The following is a 19,245-nucleotide window of genomic DNA, read 5'->3' as shown; positions in this document are numbered from 1 at the left end:
GACGCGGCCGGGCGCTGTCCGGCCGCTCAAGACTGAATAGGAGTACGACCAATGACTACATTGGTAATCGTGGAATCACCGAACAAAGTAAGCAAAATCAGCGCGATTCTCGGCGACGGCTACAAGGTCATGGCCAGCGTTGGCCACGTGCGTGACCTGCCGCCGAAAGAGCTGGGCATCGAACCGCCGTCTTTCGAGCTGACCTATCAACCGACCGAGCGCGGGCAAGGCGTGTTGGCCAAACTCAAGGCCGCCGTCGCACAGGCCGACCGCGTGTTGCTGGCCACCGACCCCGACCGCGAAGGCGAGGCGATTTCGTGGCATCTTGCCGACGCGCTGCGCCTCAAGAATCCCGAGCGCGTGACGTTCACGGCCATCACCAAGGAAAAAATCCTTGCGGCCTTCGCAGCGCCGCGCCCGCTCGACATGCAGCGCGTACATGCACAGGAAGCCCGTCGGGCACTTGACCGCATCATTGGCTACCGCGTCAGCCCGGCATTGTCCGATGCCACCGGGCAGCGCCTTGGCGCGGGGCGCGTGCAGTCTCCGGCCGTTCGCCTTGTCGTTGACCGCGAACGGGCCATTGCCGCATTCAAGGTCACTCAGCACTACGGCGCAGAGCTGATTTTCGAGAATGACGACAGCACCAAATGGAAAGCACAGTGGGACACGAAACCGCATTTGCCAGAGGGCGAAAGCTACCTGCTGGATTCCGCGCTGGCCAAGCTCGCCGCCGCCGTTCGCAACGTATCGGTCGCCGAATACGAGGACAGCGAGAAGGGCCGGGCACCTGCCGCGCCTTTCACCACCTCGACGTTGCAACAGGCCGCCGGTCAGCGTCTCAAATTGAAGCCCAAGCGCACGATGGAGCTGGCCCAACGCCTTTATGAGCAAGGCGCGATCACCTACCACCGCACCGACGCCCCGAACATGGACGACGAAGGCCGGGCAGACATTGCCGCCTATGCGCAAGGCGCAGGTCTGCCGCTGGCCGAGAAGCCGCGCAAGTGGAAGGCGAAGGAGGGCGCACAGGAGGGCCACGAAGCTATCAGGCCGACCCATGCCGCCGATCTTGAATGCGGGGAGAACGACGACGAGCGGGCACTGTACCGACTCATCTGGCAACGTGCGGTCGCGTCCCAGCTCGCCGATGCGACGTATGCCGTCCGTACCGTGCGCCTCATTGGTGACGCCGAGGGCACACCGGTATCGTTCAAGGCGACCGGCCGCACCCTGCTGACGCCGGGTTGGCTGGCCGTCTACGCCGACGATACCGAGGACGAGGACAGCGAACCAGACGAAGCCGCCAACAATCCGATTCCGGCGCTCGCCGTGGGCGCGGAGCTGGTAGCGGCTGACGGCCGCGTACTCAGCAAGAAGACCAAGCCGCCTGTCCGGTTCAAGGAACCTACCCTTGTCGCCGAAATGGAACGCCTTGGCATCGGCCGCCCGAGCACCTACGCCGCGATCCTCGACAACATCACGACCCGCGAATACATCGTGGCCGACAAGAAGGGCTATTTGCAGCCGTCGTCTATCGGCGAAGTAGTGCGCGATGGTCTGGTAGACCGCTTCGCGTTTATCGACCTCGACTACACCCGAGGCCTTGAGGAACAGCTCGACCAGATCGCAGAAGGGCAGGCCGACTACCTTGGCGTTGTGTCGGCCGCTTGGGCCGCGCTCGATGACGAGCTGGGCAAGCTGGAATCGGCCGACCTGCCGGTTGCGCATCCGTGCCCGACGTGCAGCAAGCCGCTGCGCCGGATCAAGGGCCAAAACGGGTTCTTTTGGGCCTGCTCAGATCGGGAATGCAAGACCACGCTGCCGGACGCCAAAGGCAAGCCCGGCGAGCGCAAAGCCCCGCCGCCGCCGACCGGCATTGCGTGCCCGAAATGCGGCAAGGAGCTGGCCCACCGTGTCGGGACGAGCAAGCCCGTCAAACGCGGCATGAAGCCCCGGCCGTATGACTTCTATAGCTGCACCGGCTTCCCGAAATGCGATGCGAAGTACAACACCGGCCCGGACGGCAAGCCCGTGTTCGGTGATGACGAGAAAGCCGCAGGCTGATCGAGCCGCAGTAACCGCAGGGGCCACGCCGTAAGGCTGGCCCTTTCCTATGGAGGATTCACCCTATGTTCGACAATCTGCGCCGCCGGTTGGCATGGCGTGCCGAGCTGCGCGAGCTTGACCAGAAACAGGCCCCTGCCACGCTGGCCAAGCCCGACGACAGCAATCCCTGCCGTCTTCTTTGGTGCCTGCCGGTTCCCGGCAAGACCGATGTTTTCATGGCCTTGGAAAAGGGCGAGCACGCCGATCACGACAGGTTCGTGGTGCCGGTGAACGCCGTGGCGTTCAACCGGCTATGGCTAGCCGGTGGCCTCAATTCAAGGGAGCGGCCGGACGGCTGTTTGTTGCGCCGGGACATGCCCGCCGATAGCAAATACCGTCACGCGGCCGCCTGCTTTGCCGAGGGGCCGCAGTCGCCCGTGCCGCTGGCCAGCGTCTCGCTGGAACGCGGTCGGGACGGCACCCAATCGGTCAGCTTCGGCGACGGCGTGACGCGCACGTTTTGGCTGCTGGCCAACAACGTCGCCGCGTTTCCCGTCCTGATCGCAGGCGAGGCCGCCGCCAAGCAGCTCGCGCAGCTCGCCGGGACGGACGGCAGCACCTTGCGCGTGTCCGAGGCTTTCCGACAGGTTGAAAAGGCCCCAGCCAGCCCACAGAAGCCTGTCAGCACCAAAAAGGAAGGGGTAGGGCAGGGGCAGGCGAACAATGCGCCTCAGCGGGCCGCACAGGGCCACAGAAGGCCGCCCCGAGGTGGCGGCATAGGTATCGACTGACCAGACAGCAAAAAGCCCCATACGGGGCTTTTTTGTGCTGGCCGTAGGGAGACGCTTCAATAGTCCCGAGGCGGGTAAATAGTGCCGCTCTCGCACTTCGCCGTTGTCAGGCCGTCCACCGTTGTCATTTGCATGGTGCAGTCGATGCGAGTGCCCGCAGGAATAAGCACGGCCGCGTTGTCGGTGCCAGCGCGGGCCTTCACCAGTTCGGTGTAGGCTTTGCCTGCCTGCCGCTTCCATGTTGCGGCGTCTGCTTCGGCGCTTTCAGCACGACGTTCTGCATGGCCTACCTTGACCACCAAGGAGGTCGCCAAAATGATGGTACAGAGCCACCCAGCGGTAGCCCCCGCCGCCGCTGCCAAGAGTAGCTTCCTATTTCGATTCATCGCATATTCCTTTTTGTCAGTTGATGGCCAACTCGAACGGCGCGGCGTTGCAATCGTCATTGCCGCACAGCAGCTTGAGGCCCGGCTTTCCCCATGCCTGCGCACCGCAGCAGGGGCAGCGGTATTTATCCCGGTTCGATTTGTTCCCGGCCGGGGCAGGCTGGATCAGCCCGCCGTCGTCGCCGTCGTCGGCGTCACCGAAGATCGCCGCGATTTCGGTTCCCGCAGGCGGGTGCCTGTCGAACCATGTAATGCGGAAGTCGGTCTTTAGCAGCGCCTCAGTGGCCTGCATGAAGGGGCCGCCGTCAATCGCATAATCGGCCATCTTCTCGCCCGTTTTCTTTCCGCCGGGCTTGCCGGTATCGGAAGGCATCAGGCCGATGGCTTCCATTTTGTCGGCCCACTCTTTGTTGTGATAGCCGCGTCGGCCCGGTTCGCCGAAATGGAACTGCCAAGCGTGTGCCATTTCGTGAACCAGAGTTTGCAATATTTCGAGCAGCGGAACGACACCAAAATAGGATGGATTTATGGCGATTTCGTCGGTCATGGTCTTTTCGTGCCGGTTGGCAAACCGGCGCGACGAGAAATAGCCATAGGTGCGCTTTTCGCGCTGCATCGTGATGAGGCAGTGCGGGAGCTGGCCATCGAACAGAGCGGCGTTGTAGTGCTCAAACGCTGCCTGTAGCTCGCCATAGGCCTGAATCGTCGGGCTGGCCGTGGATTTAAGAGCTTTCACTATTTCCCCCTTCCAAGCGGGCTTTGTTGACCTGATCCACGAACCGCAGAGCGGCCGCGAAATTGAATTTGCGCACCTTGGCCTTATGGTTGCCGAGCACATCGGGGAACGGCACGCCGTGCAGCTTTCCGCTTGACCGCATCGCATGAACTAACTCGCCTTCGCTGATGTTCAGCAGGTCGGCGAGCTGCCGGGTGTTGATTGAAAGGCCGCTCATGTCAGGCCCGCATCAATAGTTTTTCCAGTAAGTCACGCCGTCGTCGCACTGGTAGCCGGTCTGACCTGATGTTGAGCCAAAGAACGTCCCGACCTTGCCGGTTAGCGAAAGACCAACGCCCGTTGTGCTCTGACCGTCTCGCTTTTCGATGACTTTGCAGTGTTCGGCGGCAAATTCTCGCCAGTCTTCGCGTTGCTGTCGGGCCTCCTCGAACATAAGCATGACACCGCATATAACGGCACCAAATAAGGTGATGGCCACGAAGCCCTTGATTACTCCGGCATCCCGCCGAAGGACTGCAACCACGACGACAAGCAGAAAGAGCAAGCCAAAAAGGATGGCCATTTGTCCCAGCAAGCCATCCAGCGGCGACGACACCGCACCGAATTCATCGCTTACCTCATTCATTCCCCTTTCCTCTCAGTTATTTCCGGCAGATGCGCGGTAGTTTCATTGACGTTTTCCTTTTGGTGCCGCCACTTCCACGGCTCCACAGCGTTCGGTGCTGACCACAGGCCGACGCTCTCGCTATGGGCCTGCGTTTCGAGTTTCAGCATTGCCGGATCGACGGCTTGACCGTGGAAACGGTAAGCCCATGCCATGCCCGCCTTGACCTGTTCCGCGTTGACATGAACGGCGTGGCACGGGACGGAAGGGGCACATATCTTGGCGTAGACAGCGCCGAGCGTGCGGCCGTAGCGGTCTTTGCCTTTCACGAAAACAGCGACCGGGTTGCCGTCAACCATTCCCGCCAACGACTGCCGCGACTGCTGGCCAAATGGCTGATCTTTTTCCGGGGCATCAATGCCGGTAACACGGATGCGGATCGGTATCGGCCGCTCATCTACCAGCAGCTCGAACGTGTCGCCATCGAGGACGCGGACGACCTTGCCGATCAGTTCCGGCGGCTGCGTGCCGGGCGCGACCTGCTGCCCTTCGGCCGCCGGGGCAGTCTTTTGCTGGGAGTCCGCGACGAAATACACAAGGGCAATAAGGACGGCCGCCAAGCCCATGAAGATATAAAAGCCGCGCAACTCGTTATCGCCGTCGCGCCTAATCATTGACACCAATAAAACCACCCCGATCACGCTGCCCATCAGGCAAAGCGCCTGTATCAGCCAGTCACTCATTCCCCTTTCCTCATTGTTTGGATTGTGCAATCCAAATGATAGCCATTAGACTATCATTAAGCAAGTCCGACAAACGACCGTTTGCCGGACAGCGCGAAATTGTCCGGCATCATTCGCTTGCAGACGTTTGACGGACAGAGTAGAATAACGGACAATAGACGGACACAACGGAGGGCAACACCATGAACGTAGAGAAACGCCAGCGCATCGAGCGCCGCATCGCACGCGAGGCCATCAAAGGACTACTCGCCGAGGGCTACAAGATTTCCGTCTTTGACGGCGAGGAAACCGTACTGACCAAGAGCGTCGATCCGGCCGCCATCGAAAAGGCCATGTTCAGCACGGACGAGGATCAGTTTCACGTCGAGCGCGACGGCGGCGAGAAGCCAGAAACCGGCTGGGTGCTGTTCGTCTACGGCAACGACGGTTGGGACGTGATCGCCGACAACACCGTGAACCTCGAACCGGCGTTGAAGGGCGCGACCGAACTGGCCGACAAGATCGCCGAGGAAGAAGCGTAATCCGTCAGGAAGGCCAGCCCGGCGGCTGGCTTTCCACACCACACACACCACAGAGGAAAGGAACATGCGTAATGCAAAAGAAGGCGTAGCACTGGCGGCCATCGTGGCCAAAGAAACCACCGAAGGGAAGTGGAGCGGAACCGGCGGAGGCCTTGGATTCGGTACTGGTGGCCTTGGCCTGTTCGTCGGCGGCATGAGCGGAACCAAGCGCGAGCAGTCGCAACGGGCCAAAGAGTTCGAGGCCCCGCCAAAGGCGTCGTTCAACTGGCTGTATGTGTTCGCGCCGCTCATCCTCTTGCTGGCCATCGCCGCAATGTTCGGTTTCGGATCGAGCTTCGTGCAGTTCATGTCAGACGGTCAGCCAGCGGCGACCGGCAGCCTCGGCCGCGCTCAGGAAGGTCTTGGCCAAATGGTTAGCATCTTGGGCCGGTTCGTGCCGTTGCTGGCCATCGTCGGCGCGGCCTTGTGGTTCATCTTTGGGCGCAGTCACCGCGAAGACGAGGAAAACGCCCGATTCAAGGCCGCCGAAGCCGCCGACCGCATCAAGGAAGGCATCTACTACCGGCTGCGTTACGTCGAGGCCGACCACGTTGTGTTCGATCCAAAAACCGGCCGGGAAGTACCGGCCGAACGCAATCACATCCTTTCGCTGTTGAACGAACTGGCCAGCAGTGAGCAGGCCGAGTGAGCAAGGAGACGCCGCTATGTTGTTACACCTTGTACCCCGCATGTTCGCGTGCCGTGTCAACGAGCCGGAATGCGCCCTGATCGACTTTCATTGTCCCGCGCTCGGGCTGAAGCTGCGCAACGGTATCGAGCTGGTCGCCCGGCGACCGTACCCGAACAAGCACTATCTGGTGGCTTGCCGCAAAGTTGGGCAAAAGGCCATGAACGGCTTTCTGGTCGAGACGACCGAGCGCGTGCGCGAGTTCACGACGCTGACCCGCTGGGCTGTCGGAGCTGATCGCATCGTCAACCATCAAGTGCAGTATTTCGTGCTGGATGACGAGCTGGACGCCATCACCGACTGCATGGTGCTCTGGTCTGCAATGTCGCCGAGTCTCGGCGGTTTTTCCCGGCGCTGGCCCACCGTGGCCAACGACTGGACACCGGCCGCCGCACAGCCGCGCATGGAACTGGTCAGCCGCGACCGCGCTGGCCATTACGCCGACCGCCTCGATGACGCAGGCCGCGTGATCGAGCGGGCCGAAGTGTTTCAGTTGCATACCGTCGAGCGTGAGCGCGTTCTGTATCGCAGCAATTCATCCATTTATGACCGCATCCCGACCGCCGATATGGCGTTCCGGGCCACCATCTAACCCACTCAAACCGACGCCGCCGGGCCTGCCGGTGGCGTCATGGAGACGTTGCCCAATGCGTGATCCTAACGACCCCGGCACGATGGATATAGGGATGACCACCCTAATCGGTTATGCCCGTGTCTCGACCGCTGACCAGTCGCTTGATATGCAGATCGAGGCCTTGGAAAAGGCCGGTTGCCATCAGGTGTTCACCGACGTGGCCAGCGGGGCCAAGGCGGCCCGGCCGGGCCTAGAAAAAGCCCTCGCATACCTGCGCAAAGGCGATACGCTTGTAGTGTGGAAGATCGACCGGCTTGGCCGCTCGCTTGGCCATTTGGTGCAAACCGCGCTTGAGCTGCGCGAGCGCGGCGTAGGGTTCCGTTCGCTGACCGACGCGGGAATTGACACGGAGACCCGAACCGGCAAACTGATGTTTAACCTGTTCGCCACGCTTGCCGAGTTCGAGCGTGACCTGATACGGGAACGAACCAAGGCCGGGTTGGCCACCGCAGCGGCCCGAGGCCGCCACGGCGGGCGCAGGCCGGTAGTAACACCGGCCAAGCTGGAAAGAGCGCGTAAGCTGATGGCCGACAAGGGGCTGACCGTCCGCGAGGCGGCCGCCGCTGTCAAAGTCGGCAAGACTGCCTTGTATGAGGCTTTGAAGGACGCCGGCGACGGCGACCGCACGGAGGGCGACGAATAGGGCGGCCGGTGGCCGGCTCCGTTCGTTGACCTGTTTGGGTGCCAGTGTATCGGCTGGGCGGAATTGCAACGCTTTCAGCGTCCGCCACTGCGTTCCGGCCCAAGGGTGCAACAACCGCTTTCCAGCCGATTGACCACAGGCCCACAGGCCAACAACCGAACGGAGAAACCACCATGAACTACACCGCCCTTTACTCGACCATCTACCGCGTGCGGAACCTTACCCGCACCGTCGCCAAAATCCTCGCTTGGGCGCTCGGTCTACAGCTCGCCATCCTCTACGGACTGGCCACCGTCGCCGACGCGCCGCTGATGCAGCTTGCAGGCCCCGGCCTTCGCTTCGCGGCCGTGCTGGCCGTGGTGATCTTCGCCCCGCGAGTCTTCGACGCCGCGCTACGCCGCATCGCCACCCGCCGGGCCTGAACGGCTCGGCACCAAAAGGAAATTCCCGGCGCGGCGCTCGGCCGCCACACAACTGCCCCGGCAAACCTCCCGGCAGCCCCTACAAGGCCCGTTCGGCCCGTTAGCCTCCCTACCCTACCGCCTTTCCCTCCCGGCCCTCACAGGGCCTTTTTTGTGGCCAAAGAAAAAGGGCCGTGAGGCCCTTGCTTTCCTTGGTGTTGGTGGTCAGTCGTGGCGCTGACCTTCATCGTTAAAGGGAAATGCCGCCGCCCTTCGAGGCGCTGCGCTGCTGCTGTTGCGCCAGACTGGCGGCTTGGCCGGGCCGGGCGGTGCCCTTCCCGTTCACATAGCCGACCGTGTAGGTGCGACCGGCAACGATCTGGTCGCCCTTGGCTTCCAGATCGGCAAAGGCCGAGCGCGAATGCTCGACAATGCCCTTGCCGGAAAGCTGGTAGACCGCCTTGCTATCGACGTGCAGAACCTGCCCGGTGTAGGCGGATTCCTTGCCATCCTTGCCGGTGTCCGGCTTGGTGGCTTCGGCCAGTTGGTAGATGCCCTTGGGCAGTCCGTTTTCCGGCAGAACCTTGATAGTCATCCACTCGCCTTTCACCACCTGGTCGAGCTGGCGACTACCGTTCAGGACGCAGACCTTGCGCGAGCCTTCCGGCATCATCTTCGGCGCTGGCCCGGTCGGGTTCAGGCTGTTAGGGGTGCTTGCCATACGTTTCGTACTCCTGTCCATTGCAGTGAAAAAAGCGGCCGCGAACGGCCGCCGGTAGTCATCAATTGCAGCCCTTGCCGGTGCTTCCGGCCATCGGGTGGCCTTCCCACGTCGGCAGGATAATGTCCTTCGTCACCATGATGTTGAACTCGTAGCCCGGACGGATTTCGAGCGTCGGCTGAATGTTCATGTTGCGTTGGGCCATCTGCATACCAATCTGCCCCATCTGCTGACCCAGCGACCCGGCGATGATTTGCGAGCTGCTGTAGTTCTCGCCGTTGCTGGCCTGCGGCTGCGAAAGCTGGATGCCTGCGGAGAAGACCGAAAGCAGCAAGCCACTGCCGAAGATGCGCAGATAATGGTTGTTCACCTTGTCATTGAACCCAGCATAGCCGCCCACATCAGCGCCCGGCATGTTGTCAATCGAGATCGAAGAACCATCCGGGTAGATGATGCGCCGCCAGACCGCGAGCGCCCGCTGCTGGCCGAGGGTTACGCCGCTGTCGTAGGTGCCAACCAAACGCGAACCCGGCGGGATCAGGCATTGCGTGCTGGTCGCGCTGTCGTACACCGCTTCGCGCACCTGCCCGATGATTTGGCCCGGCAGATCGGAGTTGATACCGGAAATCATCACGCCGGGGATAACCCAACCGGCTTTGATTTCCTGCGACGGAGCGACGGCCCCCTTGCGCTGGCGAGCCAGATAAACCTCAGCTTCTGGCGTACCTGCGAGGAACGCTTGCTTGCGATCCTGCTGGTTTTCGGCCGCCATGCTGTTGCCACCCATACCGCCGCCGCCCAAGCCCGGCATACCGCCGCCCATGCCGCCCATACCTGCGGCCTGACCGTTCGCGGCCAAGTAGCGGTTCATCAGCTCGTCGGCGTTGACGCGGTTCCCGCCTGCTTGCTGCATGGCCACCTGCTGGGTGCCGCCGTTCTGGCCGCCCTTGGTCGTGAAGCCCTGCACCGAAGCGTCACCGTTCAGGGCTTCGTCCCACTTGGCCAGCCGTTTGTCTTCGGCCTGCTGAATCTGCCGCAACCGGCGTTGCATGGCCTCAGAGGGCGCGGCCGGGGCCGCCTTCTGCTGGGCTTCGGTCGGCTGGCCGCCGGTTTCGACCGGCTGCGCCGTGTCCGTGGGCATCTGCGGCTGACCTGCCGGGGGCACGTAGTCGTTGCCGTCCGGCCGAACAGGGGGGGCCGCTACCGTCGCCACTGGTGGCCCGTCGCCTTCGGCCTTGGGGGCAACCTGCGCCGCCTGCCGCTGGAAAAACGTGTAGCTAACGCCAGCCACAGCGAGCAGGATCACGCCACCGACCACGAACAACGGTTTGTTGTTCAGGCGGCGAACCCCCTTCCCTCTTTTTGGTGTCGCCAGATAGTCGGGCGAGCCGTTGCCGTCCGCACGCATATCAGGATCGTCGTGCATGTCGGCATCGTCGTCGTGTTCGCGGTCGTTATGCACTTCCGCATCCTCAAGCGGCAGGTCGGTGCTCTGGTCGTTGTCTTTATCGTTTGTGCTCATTGCGCACCCCCTCGAACCGTGAACGGGGCACCCGGCAGGAGCTGGCCATTAGAGCCGCGCGGGTAGTACCGGCTGGCCTCGATGCCCTGATATTGCAGACGCAGCAGCACGCCGCTATCGAGCGGCGATGCGATGTAGCGCAGAGGCACACCCGCACCACCGGCCTTGCCGGTCTGCGGATCAACCAACGTCACTCCGTAGCCCCGCGCACGGAGCGCGGGCAGCATGGCCGCCGTCAGTGCGTCGTGATCCTTCGCGGCAGGAGGATCGAGCACAATGGTGGTTCGCGCAGGAGGAAGCGGATCAGCCAGATAGGCGACCGTATCGCTTGCGAGCGTCTGCGCATCGCTGGCCGTCACGGTCGGTTCGACGTAGGACATGGTAGGCCGCGACGTTGCGCAGGCGCTCAGGAGAAGCGCCGCCGCGAGCGGCGCGAGCAGGTGAAATCGTGCCATCTTATTTGCCCCCCGTGCGCGTAATGGTGACTTCGGTTTGATTGCGGCCGACGCCGACAATCAGAGACGCCCGGTCAAGCACCTTATCGACCACGTAGCGATCGCCGATCGGGCGGTAGTTGACGAGCTTCTCGGTAGCCTTCGAGAACAGGCCGCCGTCGTTGCCCTTGGCCACCAGTGCCGGGGCCTCGCCGCCGAAGCTGGCCGACGGGAACTGAATGTAGGTCTTGGTGCCATCCGTGTAGACGCGTACCGGCTTCCAGCTCGGGCTATCACCGCCAATGCGGAAACCGAAATCGAGGTTGGCCAGATTCTGCCCGGTCGGCATGGTGTTGTTGTAGACCTGTTTGGCGTGCTGCTCGCGGTACGCGGCCCACTGGCGTTCTACGTCGTCGGGGTAGTCGAACGACAGCACCGGAATCCACTCGCGTTGCGTGCTGGCCAGCTTGATCGAGTACAGGCGGCGGTCGGTGGCCACGCTCAGGTTAGTGACCAGTCCGGCGTCGGTAGGCTTGACCACAATCACCGTCGTAGCGTTCGCCCCGCTGCCCATCGTGGCCGGGGTGATTTTCCAACGTGCGTTGTCGCCCGCGTGAACGTCATTCACGATTTCGCCCGGTTGCAGTTCGATATTGCAGACCTGCAAGGGGGTGCAAACCAACGTCGGCAGAGTGGCACCAAAAAGGTATTTCACGCTACCGTCTGCGCCACGACGCGGGCGGTCAGGGTGTGATTTCCACTGATTGGCCAAGCGGATGCCGTAGGCCTCCTTACCATCGAGCCGCACCTGATCGGGCGACACCAGATTGACCGGCGGCAGAACTTCACCTTGGCCAGCAGCGAGCGCCGGAACGTCTTGCGCGAACGTGGGGGCAGCAATTGCGGCAACGAAAAGGCCCGCCATCCATTGAGTCTTTTTCATATATTCACCAGTCATCATTAGTTGCGAACGGGCCAAGAGAATTGGCGGACGTAGAGGCCAACCGGGTTGGCCATAAGCTGGGCTTCATCCTTCGGCGCAGCGATCAGGACGTTGGCCGTGAGCTGATAGCTTTGGGTGCCGATCAGCTTGCCGGAAGTGCGGTTTTTCACCGTTTCCGTCCACTCGACTTGCCAAGTGTCTTTCGAGAGCTGGACAGGCGTTTGCATGGCCACCTCGACGGTTTCATTGGCGGCCCGCTGATACGGGTTGTGTTCCCGGTGATATGTGGCCAGCGTCTGATAAGCGGCGCTGTCGGGCAGCGTCATCGCATAGGTCGCATCGACGACGCGCTTGGTAGCCCGGTTGTCCGCATACACCGTGCGAGCACCAAGAACCCAATCTTGCAGCGCAGCGCGGATTTGTTCGGTCTTCGGCCCCGGCGTGGCCTGATCGGCCCGCCAGATTTCGCGGCTTTTGCCGTTGGCGTCGGTGTTGACGTAGTAGACCGCGATTTTCTCTTTGGAGGCCTGAATGACGTTCCCGGCCGCCGAAAGAATCAGCGCGACACCAACGACAAACGCGGCCGTCCGCCAGTTGCGGGCGTCGATGATATGACTGCCATAACGCTCGTTCCACTCGCGGCGGGCTGCGAGGTAAGGCGTGCCGGGCGGGGCTTTCGGTGCCCGCTGACCCTTTTTCTTGCTATTGGGTTGCATAAGTACGTCCGTCCATTTGATAGTCTGTAGACTATATTATTGGCCAAAGTAACCCCTCCTAGCAAGCACTAGGAGAGGCTTTTTTCGGGTTAGTCCCGGCGATTGTTGCGTTGATGCTTCGACAGTTCTTCGAGGTCGTCCCACATGTCGCGGCTGCGACGGTTGCCGAACAGGGGAACCCTGCTCAGTCCGCGCCCTACACTGACCATTGCGCCGCTCAGAGGGCGGAACAGCCAGCGCGTTTTTTGCTGGGCGGTGGACACTTTCGCGTCGATTTTGTCGAGCTGGTCACTGTAGCCTCTACGGCGCAACCACTGCCCTAACGCCCATAGTCCAAGGCCTATCAAAAACATGGCCAGCAAGGGCAGGAAGAACAAGGCGAGTTCGGCGATCATGGCTTACTCCCCCCCTTTGGTGTCTGGCTTGGCCGGGCCTGCATCGCTTGGCGATGCTGGCGACGGTTCTGCCGGGCGAATGACGTTCTGCGGTTCTGCACTGGACGGGGCCGAGCTGGGAGCCATCGAGCCATCAGCGTCAGCACCGGAGCCGGGCACCGGCTGCGGCGCACCGGCACCCAGCGACAGGCCTGCCGCGCCTTCCATGCCGGGAACGGCAATCGCGGAGAGGATGCCCGCACCACGGGTAATGCCCGACGCGATTTGATGGCCAGAAACGCCGCTCTTGGCTTCGCCCTGCCCTTCGCCAGCTTGGGCCGCTGGCGACTGCGCAGAGGCGCTAGGGGCCGAGCTGGACGCCGAGGCGTCCGCATTACCGGCCGGAGGCGTTTGCGCCCCTGCCGCCGTTTGCTGGCCCTTGTCGTCGTCACCACCCTGCGCGGCCTTCCCGGCCTGCTTGGCGGCCTGCTGCACACCGCTGCTCGGCTGCTGCGGCGCTGGCCCCGGCGATTGTGGCGCGGCGCTGCCGCCCACTCGGGCACCTGCCGATGACGCGCCCTTGGCCGCCGCTTGGCCGCCAGTGCTTGCACCGAGGCCGGAAGCTGCCCCGCTGCCGCCAGTTGCGGCCGCTGCGGGCGCACTGCCACCGGCAAAGCTGGAATTGATCGCAGCAGCCAGACCGCCGCCACCAATGCCACCGGCACCCGCTGCACCTGCACCGGCTGCACCACCACTACCGGCCGCGCCAAGAGCACCGGCCGCCGCCGGAGCGGCCGCCCCGGCCGTGGCGATGGTTGCAATAGCAGCCGCTGCACCGGCTGCACCGGCCGCTGCCATGCCACCGATGGCCGAACCGCCGCCCATCGAGGTGCCACTAATCATGCCCGCGACCAGCTCGGGGATAGTCTTGGCCAGATAGGCGCAGACCAGAGCCAGCCCCACCATCGTCCACATGCTCGCGTCGTCGTGGTTGTAGGCCGCCTGCCACGTCTTGGCCGAGTCCACAATCAAGCCGACGATCAAGGTCAGGACGAACAGCTTGGCACCAACGGAAACGGCGTAACGCACGATGGCCAACGCATATTCGCGTGTCCACTGCGAGGCACCGAAGCCCATAAACAGCACCGACGCATTGATGACCACATAGGATTCGATGATGGTCAGGCCCATGAACGCCGCAATGAAGGCGAAGCACAGCAGCACCAGAAGCCCGGCCAGCGCGACCATAGTGGCCGTTAGCGGGTTCCACGTTTCCACGTCGCCGATAGTGTTGGCCAGCTCGATAGACGTACCGAAAATGTCGCCCGGCCGGATTTGGGACGTACCCAGCCCGGCCGCCGACGCGCCCGCCGTTCGGAAGCTGTCCACCACCTTGTCGGCCCAATCTGCCGAGAACAGCAGCAGCGCGTAGAAGAAGCCAATCACCAAAATGAAACGGATCAGCTCGCCGACAATCTCGCCGAAATCGGCCTGCCGGAACACCAAAGGCATGAACGTCCATACGAACTGGATGGATGCCAGCAGCCAGAACAGCGTTTTGGCATAGCCTCGCAGCTTGCCATCCCACTGCGCCGCACTGTTTTTCACCAGATCGAGAAGGCCGGTAAATGAGCCGCTGGGGTCGTGCAGGTCTGCCGCTGACGCATTACTCGCAAAGGCGAACGACGCGAGCAGCAGCAGCACGACCCACAACAAGAACTGATGTTGCTCGCGCCGTGCCATAGCTCAGTACCCCTTATCGCGGCCAGTGTTGACCGGATCAACATGGCGTAGGGTGTTTTTGCCCGGAGCCGGAGCCGGTGCCGGTTCGCAAGCGACCGGCTTCGGTTCAGGGGAAAACACGTTGAGAACGATGCTCGAACCGACGCCGCCGACGACTGCGGCGGCGATCAGGGAGGCTACGAACACCGACAGTTTGAGATTGAGCATTTAATACCCCTTGTTGCTGCCGGTTTGTGTGATGGTGCCGCTACGGCGCTGCTGACGCAGAGCGTCATCGAGCTGGATGCGATCCTGTTCTTGCGCCATGTAGTTGCCCTGCATGTTGATTTGCGTGGCGATCAGGTCGCGCAGCTTTTGCAGTTGCTGCACGTTCTGCGAGGCAATTTCATTGCCCGCCTGAATCGCCTGCATCCGGCCAGCGGCCGACTGCGAGCGTGCCACCATCCGGGAAAGCTGGGCGTCCTCAGACTCGAAAGTGCTGGTATTGAGGTTCGCCGCCTCCATCGCCGCTTTCACGTTGTCGCGGCCCTGTTCCGACCACTTTTCGTAACGGTCGGGCATCGTGCTCGATGCCGGAGCCTTGGCCGAGGCCGCGGCCGAATTCAGGTACGACTGAAAGCCGGGAAACTGCATGTTGAACTGCGAATCCATGTTCTGGATTTGGCGGCCCAAGGCCTGCGACTTCGTGTAGATGCTGGCAACGCTTTGCAGGTCGGCCGCGATGCTGCCGAACATGGAATTGGGCAGGCTCAAGCCCTGCGTAACCATGTTTTGATACTGCTGAATCTGCGTCTGTAGCTGTTGCGCAGTGTTCAGGGTGGTATTCACCGCTTCGGCGTACTCGAACATCTGCTGATAGAACGTCGAGCAGTTGGAGCAGTAGATAGCGTAAGCCGGTGTCGGAGCTGCAAAGAACCCGGCACCAAGGGCAACGCTGGCCGTCACGGCCGCCGAAAGAACGCCATTACGCAGCTTTGCGCGAAAGATACTGTTCATAATCAACTCCTTTGTGTTGCAACCAAAAAAGCGGCCAGTCATCGCCATGATCGGCGATCAGGTTCCGCACCTCCGCCAAGTCTTCCTTGTCGGATACCGCTACAAAGGCCTTGGTAAGAGGCCCCAAGCCCAGCTCGAACACGCGACGGCCGAGCGGCGACTTGTAGTAATACTGCCGCTTGTACTGCCCATTTTTCAGGATGCCGATTTCCTTGCTGTTCAGGCCGAACATGGCGTAGAGGTCGGCCGGGCCGGGTGTCTCTTTGGTGCCATGAAGGTCGGCTTCCTTGTTCGGCAAAAGGATCTTCGTCGGGCACTGTTCCAGCAGCACATCGAGCAGCCCGGACTTGACCGCATCCGAGAGGCTTTGCGTAGCCATGATGACGAGGCAGTTTTTCTTACGCAGCTCTTTGAGCCATTCGCGCAGCTTCTCGCGGAACACCGGATGGCCCAGCATCACCCACGCCTCATCAAGCGACAGCATGGCGGGCTGGCCATTCAAGGAACGCTCGAACCGGCGGAACAGGTAGAGCAGCACCGGAATGGCGTTCGCGTCGCCCATTTTCATGAGGTCGTCAATCTCGAACACCGTGTAATTGCTGAATTTCAGACCGTCTTCCTTGCCGTCGAGCAGGTGGCCCATCGACCCGGAAATGGTGTAGTGCGTCAGCGCGTCCCGCACTTCGGCATCCTGTACCGTCGTGACGTAATCGGTGAGCGAACGGAACTCGCGGGGTGCCTCGCGCAGCAGGTTCATGGCCCGGTGAATCTCGGCCTTTTGCTGCGGCGTAGGCGGCTTTTTGGCCTGCAACTCGTAGCAAGTCGCAATCCATTCTTCGGCCCACAGGGCTTCTGACTCGCTATCAATGTCCACCAACGGCGTCAGCGCCGGGGTGTCGGCCTCATCGTTGCCAATGTCGTAGTGAACGCCGCCAGTCGCCTTGCACAGCGCATACAGCGAACGCCCCTTGTCGAACGCCGTCACGGTTGCCGGTGCCGTGCTGCCATCGCGGCGGCGACGGCTGCGATAGCGCCGGAACTGCGCTTGCAGGGTGGCCAGCAAGGTCGATTTACCGGCCCCGGTCGGGCCGAAAATCAGGGTATGGCCAACGTCGCCGACGTGCAGGTTGAGACGAAACGGCGTTGCGCCGGTCGTTACCGTGTGCATGAGCGGCGGCGACCCGGCCGGGTACAGATCGCACGGGTTTTCGCGCAGGCCGGGCCAGACGCTGGCCAGCGGCAGCAGATCGGCGAGGTTGAGGGTATGCACCAAAGGACGGCGCACGTTCGGGTAGGTCTGGCCGGGCAGCGAGCCAAGCCACGCTTCCAGCGCGTTGACCGTCTCGATACGGGCCGCGAAGCCCTTGCGTTCAAGCTCGCGCTTGACGTAGCGGGCCTGTTCGGACAGGAAATTGCGGTCTTCGTGCATCAGCACCACGACCGGCGTGTAGTAGCCGTAAGCGACCAATCCCGACTTGGCGTCGTTGATGGCCACCTCCGTTTCCTGCGCCATTTTCAGGGCGTCGGTGTTAATCATGCCCTTCTGCGACTTGAAGACTTGCGACCAGAATCCGCGAATCTTCTGTTGCCACTTCAAGCGGTAGCGGTTGAGCGCGGCGACGGCTTCGTGCTGTTCAAGGAAGATGAACCGCGACGACCACCGATAGGACATTGGCAGGCCGTCGAGCATGTCGAGGATGCCGGGGAAGGAGTTGCCGGGGAAGCCTTCGATAGCCACGCACGAAATGAACTTGTTGCCCAGCTTCGGCGTGTCGCCCGGCCACAGCTCGGGATAGCCCAGCCACGCATCCAGATACATCGGGCAATCAGGGATGCGCAGCGCGATAGGCTCATTGGTCAGCACGTAGTGCAGGTAATTGCACAGCTCATCGCTCTGGTAGGCATCGTCGCCCTCGCCGACCGTGATGGTGCCCATGCGGCGCATGTGCATCAGATCGCCGAGGCCGTCTTGCAGGTCATCGAGCTTTTTCTTGAAGTCCAGCAACAGCCGGTCGGCCGGGTTGCTGTCGTCTACGCCGTCATCGTCGTAGACCAGTTCGCCCAGCTTGGAATCCCGCCGCGTCGGCGGCAGGTATTGCAGGACTAGCGCGTACTCGCTTTCAAACAGCGTATTTTCCTTGACGAAGGCCGCCCGACGCTCTGCGTCAATCAAGGCGGTAATCGGTTCAGGAAAGTGCGACTGCTCAGGGGCTGGATAGCCCGGCGAGGCCAAGCGCGAAGCGTCAGTCCATACAGCCCAGCCCGAACCGAACCGGGCCAGGTACTGGTTGACCAACGCGGTCAGGTAGTTGCGTTCTGACGTGGTGGCGGATGCTGCGTCGTCACCACGGAAGAAGAAACCAGCCATCAGCGAGCCGTCTTTGCCCAATACAACGCCCTCATCAACGAGGGCGGCATAGTTGAGCAGATCGGGCAAGCCAGCGGCCTTGCTACGGAAGGGTGCTAACGCAAGCATTTTCCGCTCCTTATCAGTAAATACGTGGCGACTTGGCCACCCGATAGGGCCGCGAGAACGGCCCGTAATAGTGCCCATACTTGAGCTGGCGAATGTAGACCTTCGACATGTTCGGATCAGCCTTCGCCATCTTGCGCAGGGCGTAGACGCATACCAACCAGATCGCTACACCGATGACCGTGGCCACAAAGTTCAGGGCCGAAACGGTCAGGCCGCCCGCAACAAGCATGGAGAACAGCATCAATTCGCGTTCGCCCCCCATGATTTGCTGCGGGCGATGGAGCGCCCGGTGGAATGGCGTCAAACGACGCGATTCCATTACTTCCATCAGCGACCCCCTACCCCGGTCAGGGCTGCGGCGTGAGCCTTCGCGTAGGCGGCCACATCAGCGGCAGAAATTGCAGCGTCGTGCGGCACCACAGCGCCAGAGAACAGCGCACCAGTCAGCAGCGTGTTAGCGAAGACGATGATGCAGACCACCAGAACGACGTAGATGATGCGGCGGGTGAACTCGGAGACTTCTCCGCCCCAGATCAGCGTAGCGCCGCACGCGATGATGCCGAGCAGCGCGATCACGAAGGCCACCGGCCCGCTGATTGACTGCTTGAGCTTGGTAAGCGGGCCTTCCCACGGCAGGCCTGCGCCGCCGCCTTCGGTTGCGTCAGCCGCGTGCGCCGGTTCGATGGCACCAAAGAGAAGCACCAAGAACAGAGCGGCCATCAGCCAGAAGTAGGGATTGGTCAGCACCGCACGCGCTTTGGACATGAAGGGAGAAGCCTTCGACGCCATTGGCGAAGCAGACAGAGCATTTGCGATCATGTGTTGGATTCCTATATGGGTTTAGTGAGGTATTGAGTGCCGTCGTGCCCTTCGACCGTGACGACTTCCTTGATCCGCCTCCCGCCTGCTGTTTTCTCAATCGAGACGATCAAGTCCACAGCCTCAGCGATCAGCGCGTGCATCGGCGCCTGCGTGGCCTCAGCCACAAGCTGTTCCATGCGGATAAGGCCCGCAGGTGCCGAATTTGCGTGAACAGTGGCGGCCCCGCCGGGGTGGCCAGTGTTCCAAGCCTTGAGCAAGGCCAA

25 protein-coding genes are annotated in these 19,245 nt (G+C 62.0%); 7 read left to right on the top strand and 18 right to left on the bottom strand.

What is annotated here, in order from left to right; all coding sequences use genetic code 11:
* Positions 1-51: 51 nt before the first annotated feature.
* Together topA and HMPREF3178_RS01035 are read left to right on the top strand one after the other, a co-directional pair.
* Entirely contained in the window at positions 52-2,067 is a 2,016-nt protein-coding gene (gene topA / locus HMPREF3178_RS01040) for a type I DNA topoisomerase (protein WP_070584964.1), read from the top strand.
* Positions 2,068-2,132: 65 nt separating this feature from the next.
* The gene (locus HMPREF3178_RS01035; protein ID WP_070584962.1) at positions 2,133-2,840 is read left to right on the top strand and encodes a plasmid fertility inhibition factor family protein; all 708 of its coding nucleotides are present in this window, start codon (positions 2,133-2,135) and stop codon (positions 2,838-2,840) included.
* A 56-nt stretch (positions 2,841-2,896) separates the two neighbouring features.
* Here the strand turns inward: HMPREF3178_RS01035 and HMPREF3178_RS01030 are convergent, their stop codons facing one another.
* Genes HMPREF3178_RS01030 through HMPREF3178_RS01010 form a run of 5 tightly spaced genes read right to left on the bottom strand, consistent with a single transcriptional unit; the run spans position 2,897 to position 5,309 of the window.
* A complete protein-coding gene (locus tag HMPREF3178_RS01030) occupies positions 2,897-3,226 on the bottom strand; it encodes a hypothetical protein (protein ID WP_070584960.1) in 330 nt (109 codons plus the stop codon).
* 16 nt (positions 3,227-3,242) lie between these two features.
* Positions 3,243-3,962: a SprT-like domain-containing protein gene (locus HMPREF3178_RS01025; protein ID WP_070584958.1), complete on the bottom strand. Its 720-nt coding sequence runs from the start codon at positions 3,960-3,962 to the stop codon at positions 3,243-3,245.
* On the bottom strand, positions 3,949-4,179 hold the full coding sequence (locus HMPREF3178_RS01020; RefSeq protein WP_070584957.1) for a hypothetical protein: 231 nt from the start codon (positions 4,177-4,179) through the stop codon (positions 3,949-3,951). Before HMPREF3178_RS01020 ends, HMPREF3178_RS01025 begins: the two co-directional genes overlap by 14 nt.
* Before the next feature lie 12 nt (positions 4,180-4,191).
* Positions 4,192-4,587 carry a hypothetical protein gene (locus tag HMPREF3178_RS01015; RefSeq protein ID WP_070584955.1) on the bottom strand — a complete coding sequence of 132 codons (396 nt, stop codon included), beginning with the start codon at positions 4,585-4,587 and terminating at the stop codon, positions 4,192-4,194.
* Positions 4,584-5,309 carry a thermonuclease family protein gene (locus tag HMPREF3178_RS01010; protein WP_228705114.1) on the bottom strand — a complete coding sequence of 242 codons (726 nt, stop codon included), beginning with the start codon at positions 5,307-5,309 and terminating at the stop codon, positions 4,584-4,586. Before HMPREF3178_RS01010 ends, HMPREF3178_RS01015 begins: the two co-directional genes overlap by 4 nt.
* A 182-nt stretch (positions 5,310-5,491) precedes the next feature.
* Between HMPREF3178_RS01010 and HMPREF3178_RS01005 the strand changes: the two genes are divergently transcribed.
* From HMPREF3178_RS01005 to HMPREF3178_RS00985, 5 genes are all read left to right on the top strand, one after another.
* The gene (locus tag HMPREF3178_RS01005; RefSeq protein ID WP_004167187.1) at positions 5,492-5,830 is read left to right on the top strand and encodes a hypothetical protein; all 339 of its coding nucleotides are present in this window, start codon (positions 5,492-5,494) and stop codon (positions 5,828-5,830) included.
* Between the two features lie 64 nt (positions 5,831-5,894).
* Positions 5,895-6,518 carry a hypothetical protein gene (locus tag HMPREF3178_RS01000; RefSeq protein WP_070584953.1) on the top strand — a complete coding sequence of 208 codons (624 nt, stop codon included), beginning with the start codon at positions 5,895-5,897 and terminating at the stop codon, positions 6,516-6,518.
* A 16-nt stretch (positions 6,519-6,534) separates the two neighbouring features.
* On the top strand, positions 6,535-7,149 hold the full coding sequence (locus HMPREF3178_RS00995; RefSeq protein WP_070584951.1) for a DUF6012 family protein: 615 nt from the start codon (positions 6,535-6,537) through the stop codon (positions 7,147-7,149).
* 94 nt (positions 7,150-7,243) lie between these two features.
* Positions 7,244-7,834 (top strand): recombinase family protein, encoded by a 591-nt coding sequence (locus HMPREF3178_RS00990; protein WP_139146008.1) that lies wholly within the window; start codon positions 7,244-7,246, stop codon positions 7,832-7,834.
* Between the two features lie 173 nt (positions 7,835-8,007).
* The gene (locus tag HMPREF3178_RS00985) at positions 8,008-8,256 is read left to right on the top strand and encodes a hypothetical protein (RefSeq protein WP_004167172.1); all 249 of its coding nucleotides are present in this window, start codon (positions 8,008-8,010) and stop codon (positions 8,254-8,256) included.
* 229 nt (positions 8,257-8,485) lie between these two features.
* Here HMPREF3178_RS00985 and HMPREF3178_RS00980 read toward each other — a convergent pair whose 3' ends face one another.
* The 13 genes from HMPREF3178_RS00980 to HMPREF3178_RS00920 form a co-directional block, all read right to left on the bottom strand.
* Positions 8,486-8,956: a KfrB domain-containing protein gene (locus HMPREF3178_RS00980; RefSeq protein ID WP_000168937.1), complete on the bottom strand. Its 471-nt coding sequence runs from the start codon at positions 8,954-8,956 to the stop codon at positions 8,486-8,488.
* A 61-nt stretch (positions 8,957-9,017) separates the two neighbouring features.
* Entirely contained in the window at positions 9,018-10,478 is a 1,461-nt protein-coding gene (locus HMPREF3178_RS00975) for a TrbI/VirB10 family protein (protein WP_077270092.1), read from the bottom strand.
* Positions 10,475-10,933 (bottom strand): conjugal transfer protein TrbH, encoded by a 459-nt coding sequence (locus HMPREF3178_RS00970; protein WP_033474588.1) that lies wholly within the window; start codon positions 10,931-10,933, stop codon positions 10,475-10,477. Before HMPREF3178_RS00970 ends, HMPREF3178_RS00975 begins: the two co-directional genes overlap by 4 nt.
* A gap of 1 nt (position 10,934) precedes the next feature.
* Positions 10,935-11,855: a P-type conjugative transfer protein TrbG gene (gene trbG / locus HMPREF3178_RS00965; RefSeq protein WP_100217362.1), complete on the bottom strand. Its 921-nt coding sequence runs from the start codon at positions 11,853-11,855 to the stop codon at positions 10,935-10,937.
* Between the two features lie 17 nt (positions 11,856-11,872).
* Positions 11,873-12,571, bottom strand: a complete 699-nt coding sequence (locus tag HMPREF3178_RS00960) for a VirB8 family type IV secretion system protein (protein WP_004167166.1) — start codon at positions 12,569-12,571, stop codon at positions 11,873-11,875.
* A gap of 89 nt (positions 12,572-12,660) precedes the next feature.
* Positions 12,661-12,966: a hypothetical protein gene (locus HMPREF3178_RS00955; RefSeq protein ID WP_004167161.1), complete on the bottom strand. Its 306-nt coding sequence runs from the start codon at positions 12,964-12,966 to the stop codon at positions 12,661-12,663.
* A 3-nt stretch (positions 12,967-12,969) separates the two neighbouring features.
* Positions 12,970-14,688, bottom strand: a complete 1,719-nt coding sequence (trbL, locus tag HMPREF3178_RS00950; protein ID WP_033474589.1) for a P-type conjugative transfer protein TrbL — start codon at positions 14,686-14,688, stop codon at positions 12,970-12,972.
* A gap of 3 nt (positions 14,689-14,691) precedes the next feature.
* Entirely contained in the window at positions 14,692-14,895 is a 204-nt protein-coding gene (locus HMPREF3178_RS00945) for a hypothetical protein (protein WP_004167247.1), read from the bottom strand.
* Positions 14,896-15,684, bottom strand: a complete 789-nt coding sequence (gene trbJ / locus HMPREF3178_RS00940) for a P-type conjugative transfer protein TrbJ (protein WP_004167246.1) — start codon at positions 15,682-15,684, stop codon at positions 14,896-14,898.
* A complete protein-coding gene (locus HMPREF3178_RS00935) occupies positions 15,653-18,160 on the bottom strand; it encodes a VirB4 family type IV secretion/conjugal transfer ATPase (RefSeq protein WP_004167244.1) in 2,508 nt (835 codons plus the stop codon). Before HMPREF3178_RS00935 ends, trbJ begins: the two co-directional genes overlap by 32 nt.
* A gap of 13 nt (positions 18,161-18,173) precedes the next feature.
* On the bottom strand, positions 18,174-18,488 hold the full coding sequence (locus HMPREF3178_RS00930) for a conjugal transfer protein TrbD (RefSeq protein WP_004167243.1): 315 nt from the start codon (positions 18,486-18,488) through the stop codon (positions 18,174-18,176).
* Positions 18,488-18,979, bottom strand: a complete 492-nt coding sequence (locus HMPREF3178_RS00925; RefSeq protein WP_021155429.1) for a TrbC/VirB2 family protein — start codon at positions 18,977-18,979, stop codon at positions 18,488-18,490. The genes HMPREF3178_RS00930 and HMPREF3178_RS00925 overlap by 1 nt, the downstream gene beginning before the upstream one ends.
* Positions 18,980-18,990: 11 nt before the next feature.
* A partial coding sequence (locus HMPREF3178_RS00920) for an ATPase, T2SS/T4P/T4SS family (RefSeq protein WP_175438948.1) occupies positions 18,991-19,245 on the bottom strand: 255 nt, incomplete at its 5' end.

Origin of the sequence: Klebsiella sp. HMSC09D12 (genome assembly GCF_001808475.1) — a bacterium.
Lineage (GTDB): Bacteria > Pseudomonadota > Gammaproteobacteria > Enterobacterales > Enterobacteriaceae > Klebsiella > Klebsiella oxytoca.
Note: the sequence above shows the minus strand (reverse complement) of the source record. Positions and strands in the feature narration are given on the sequence as shown.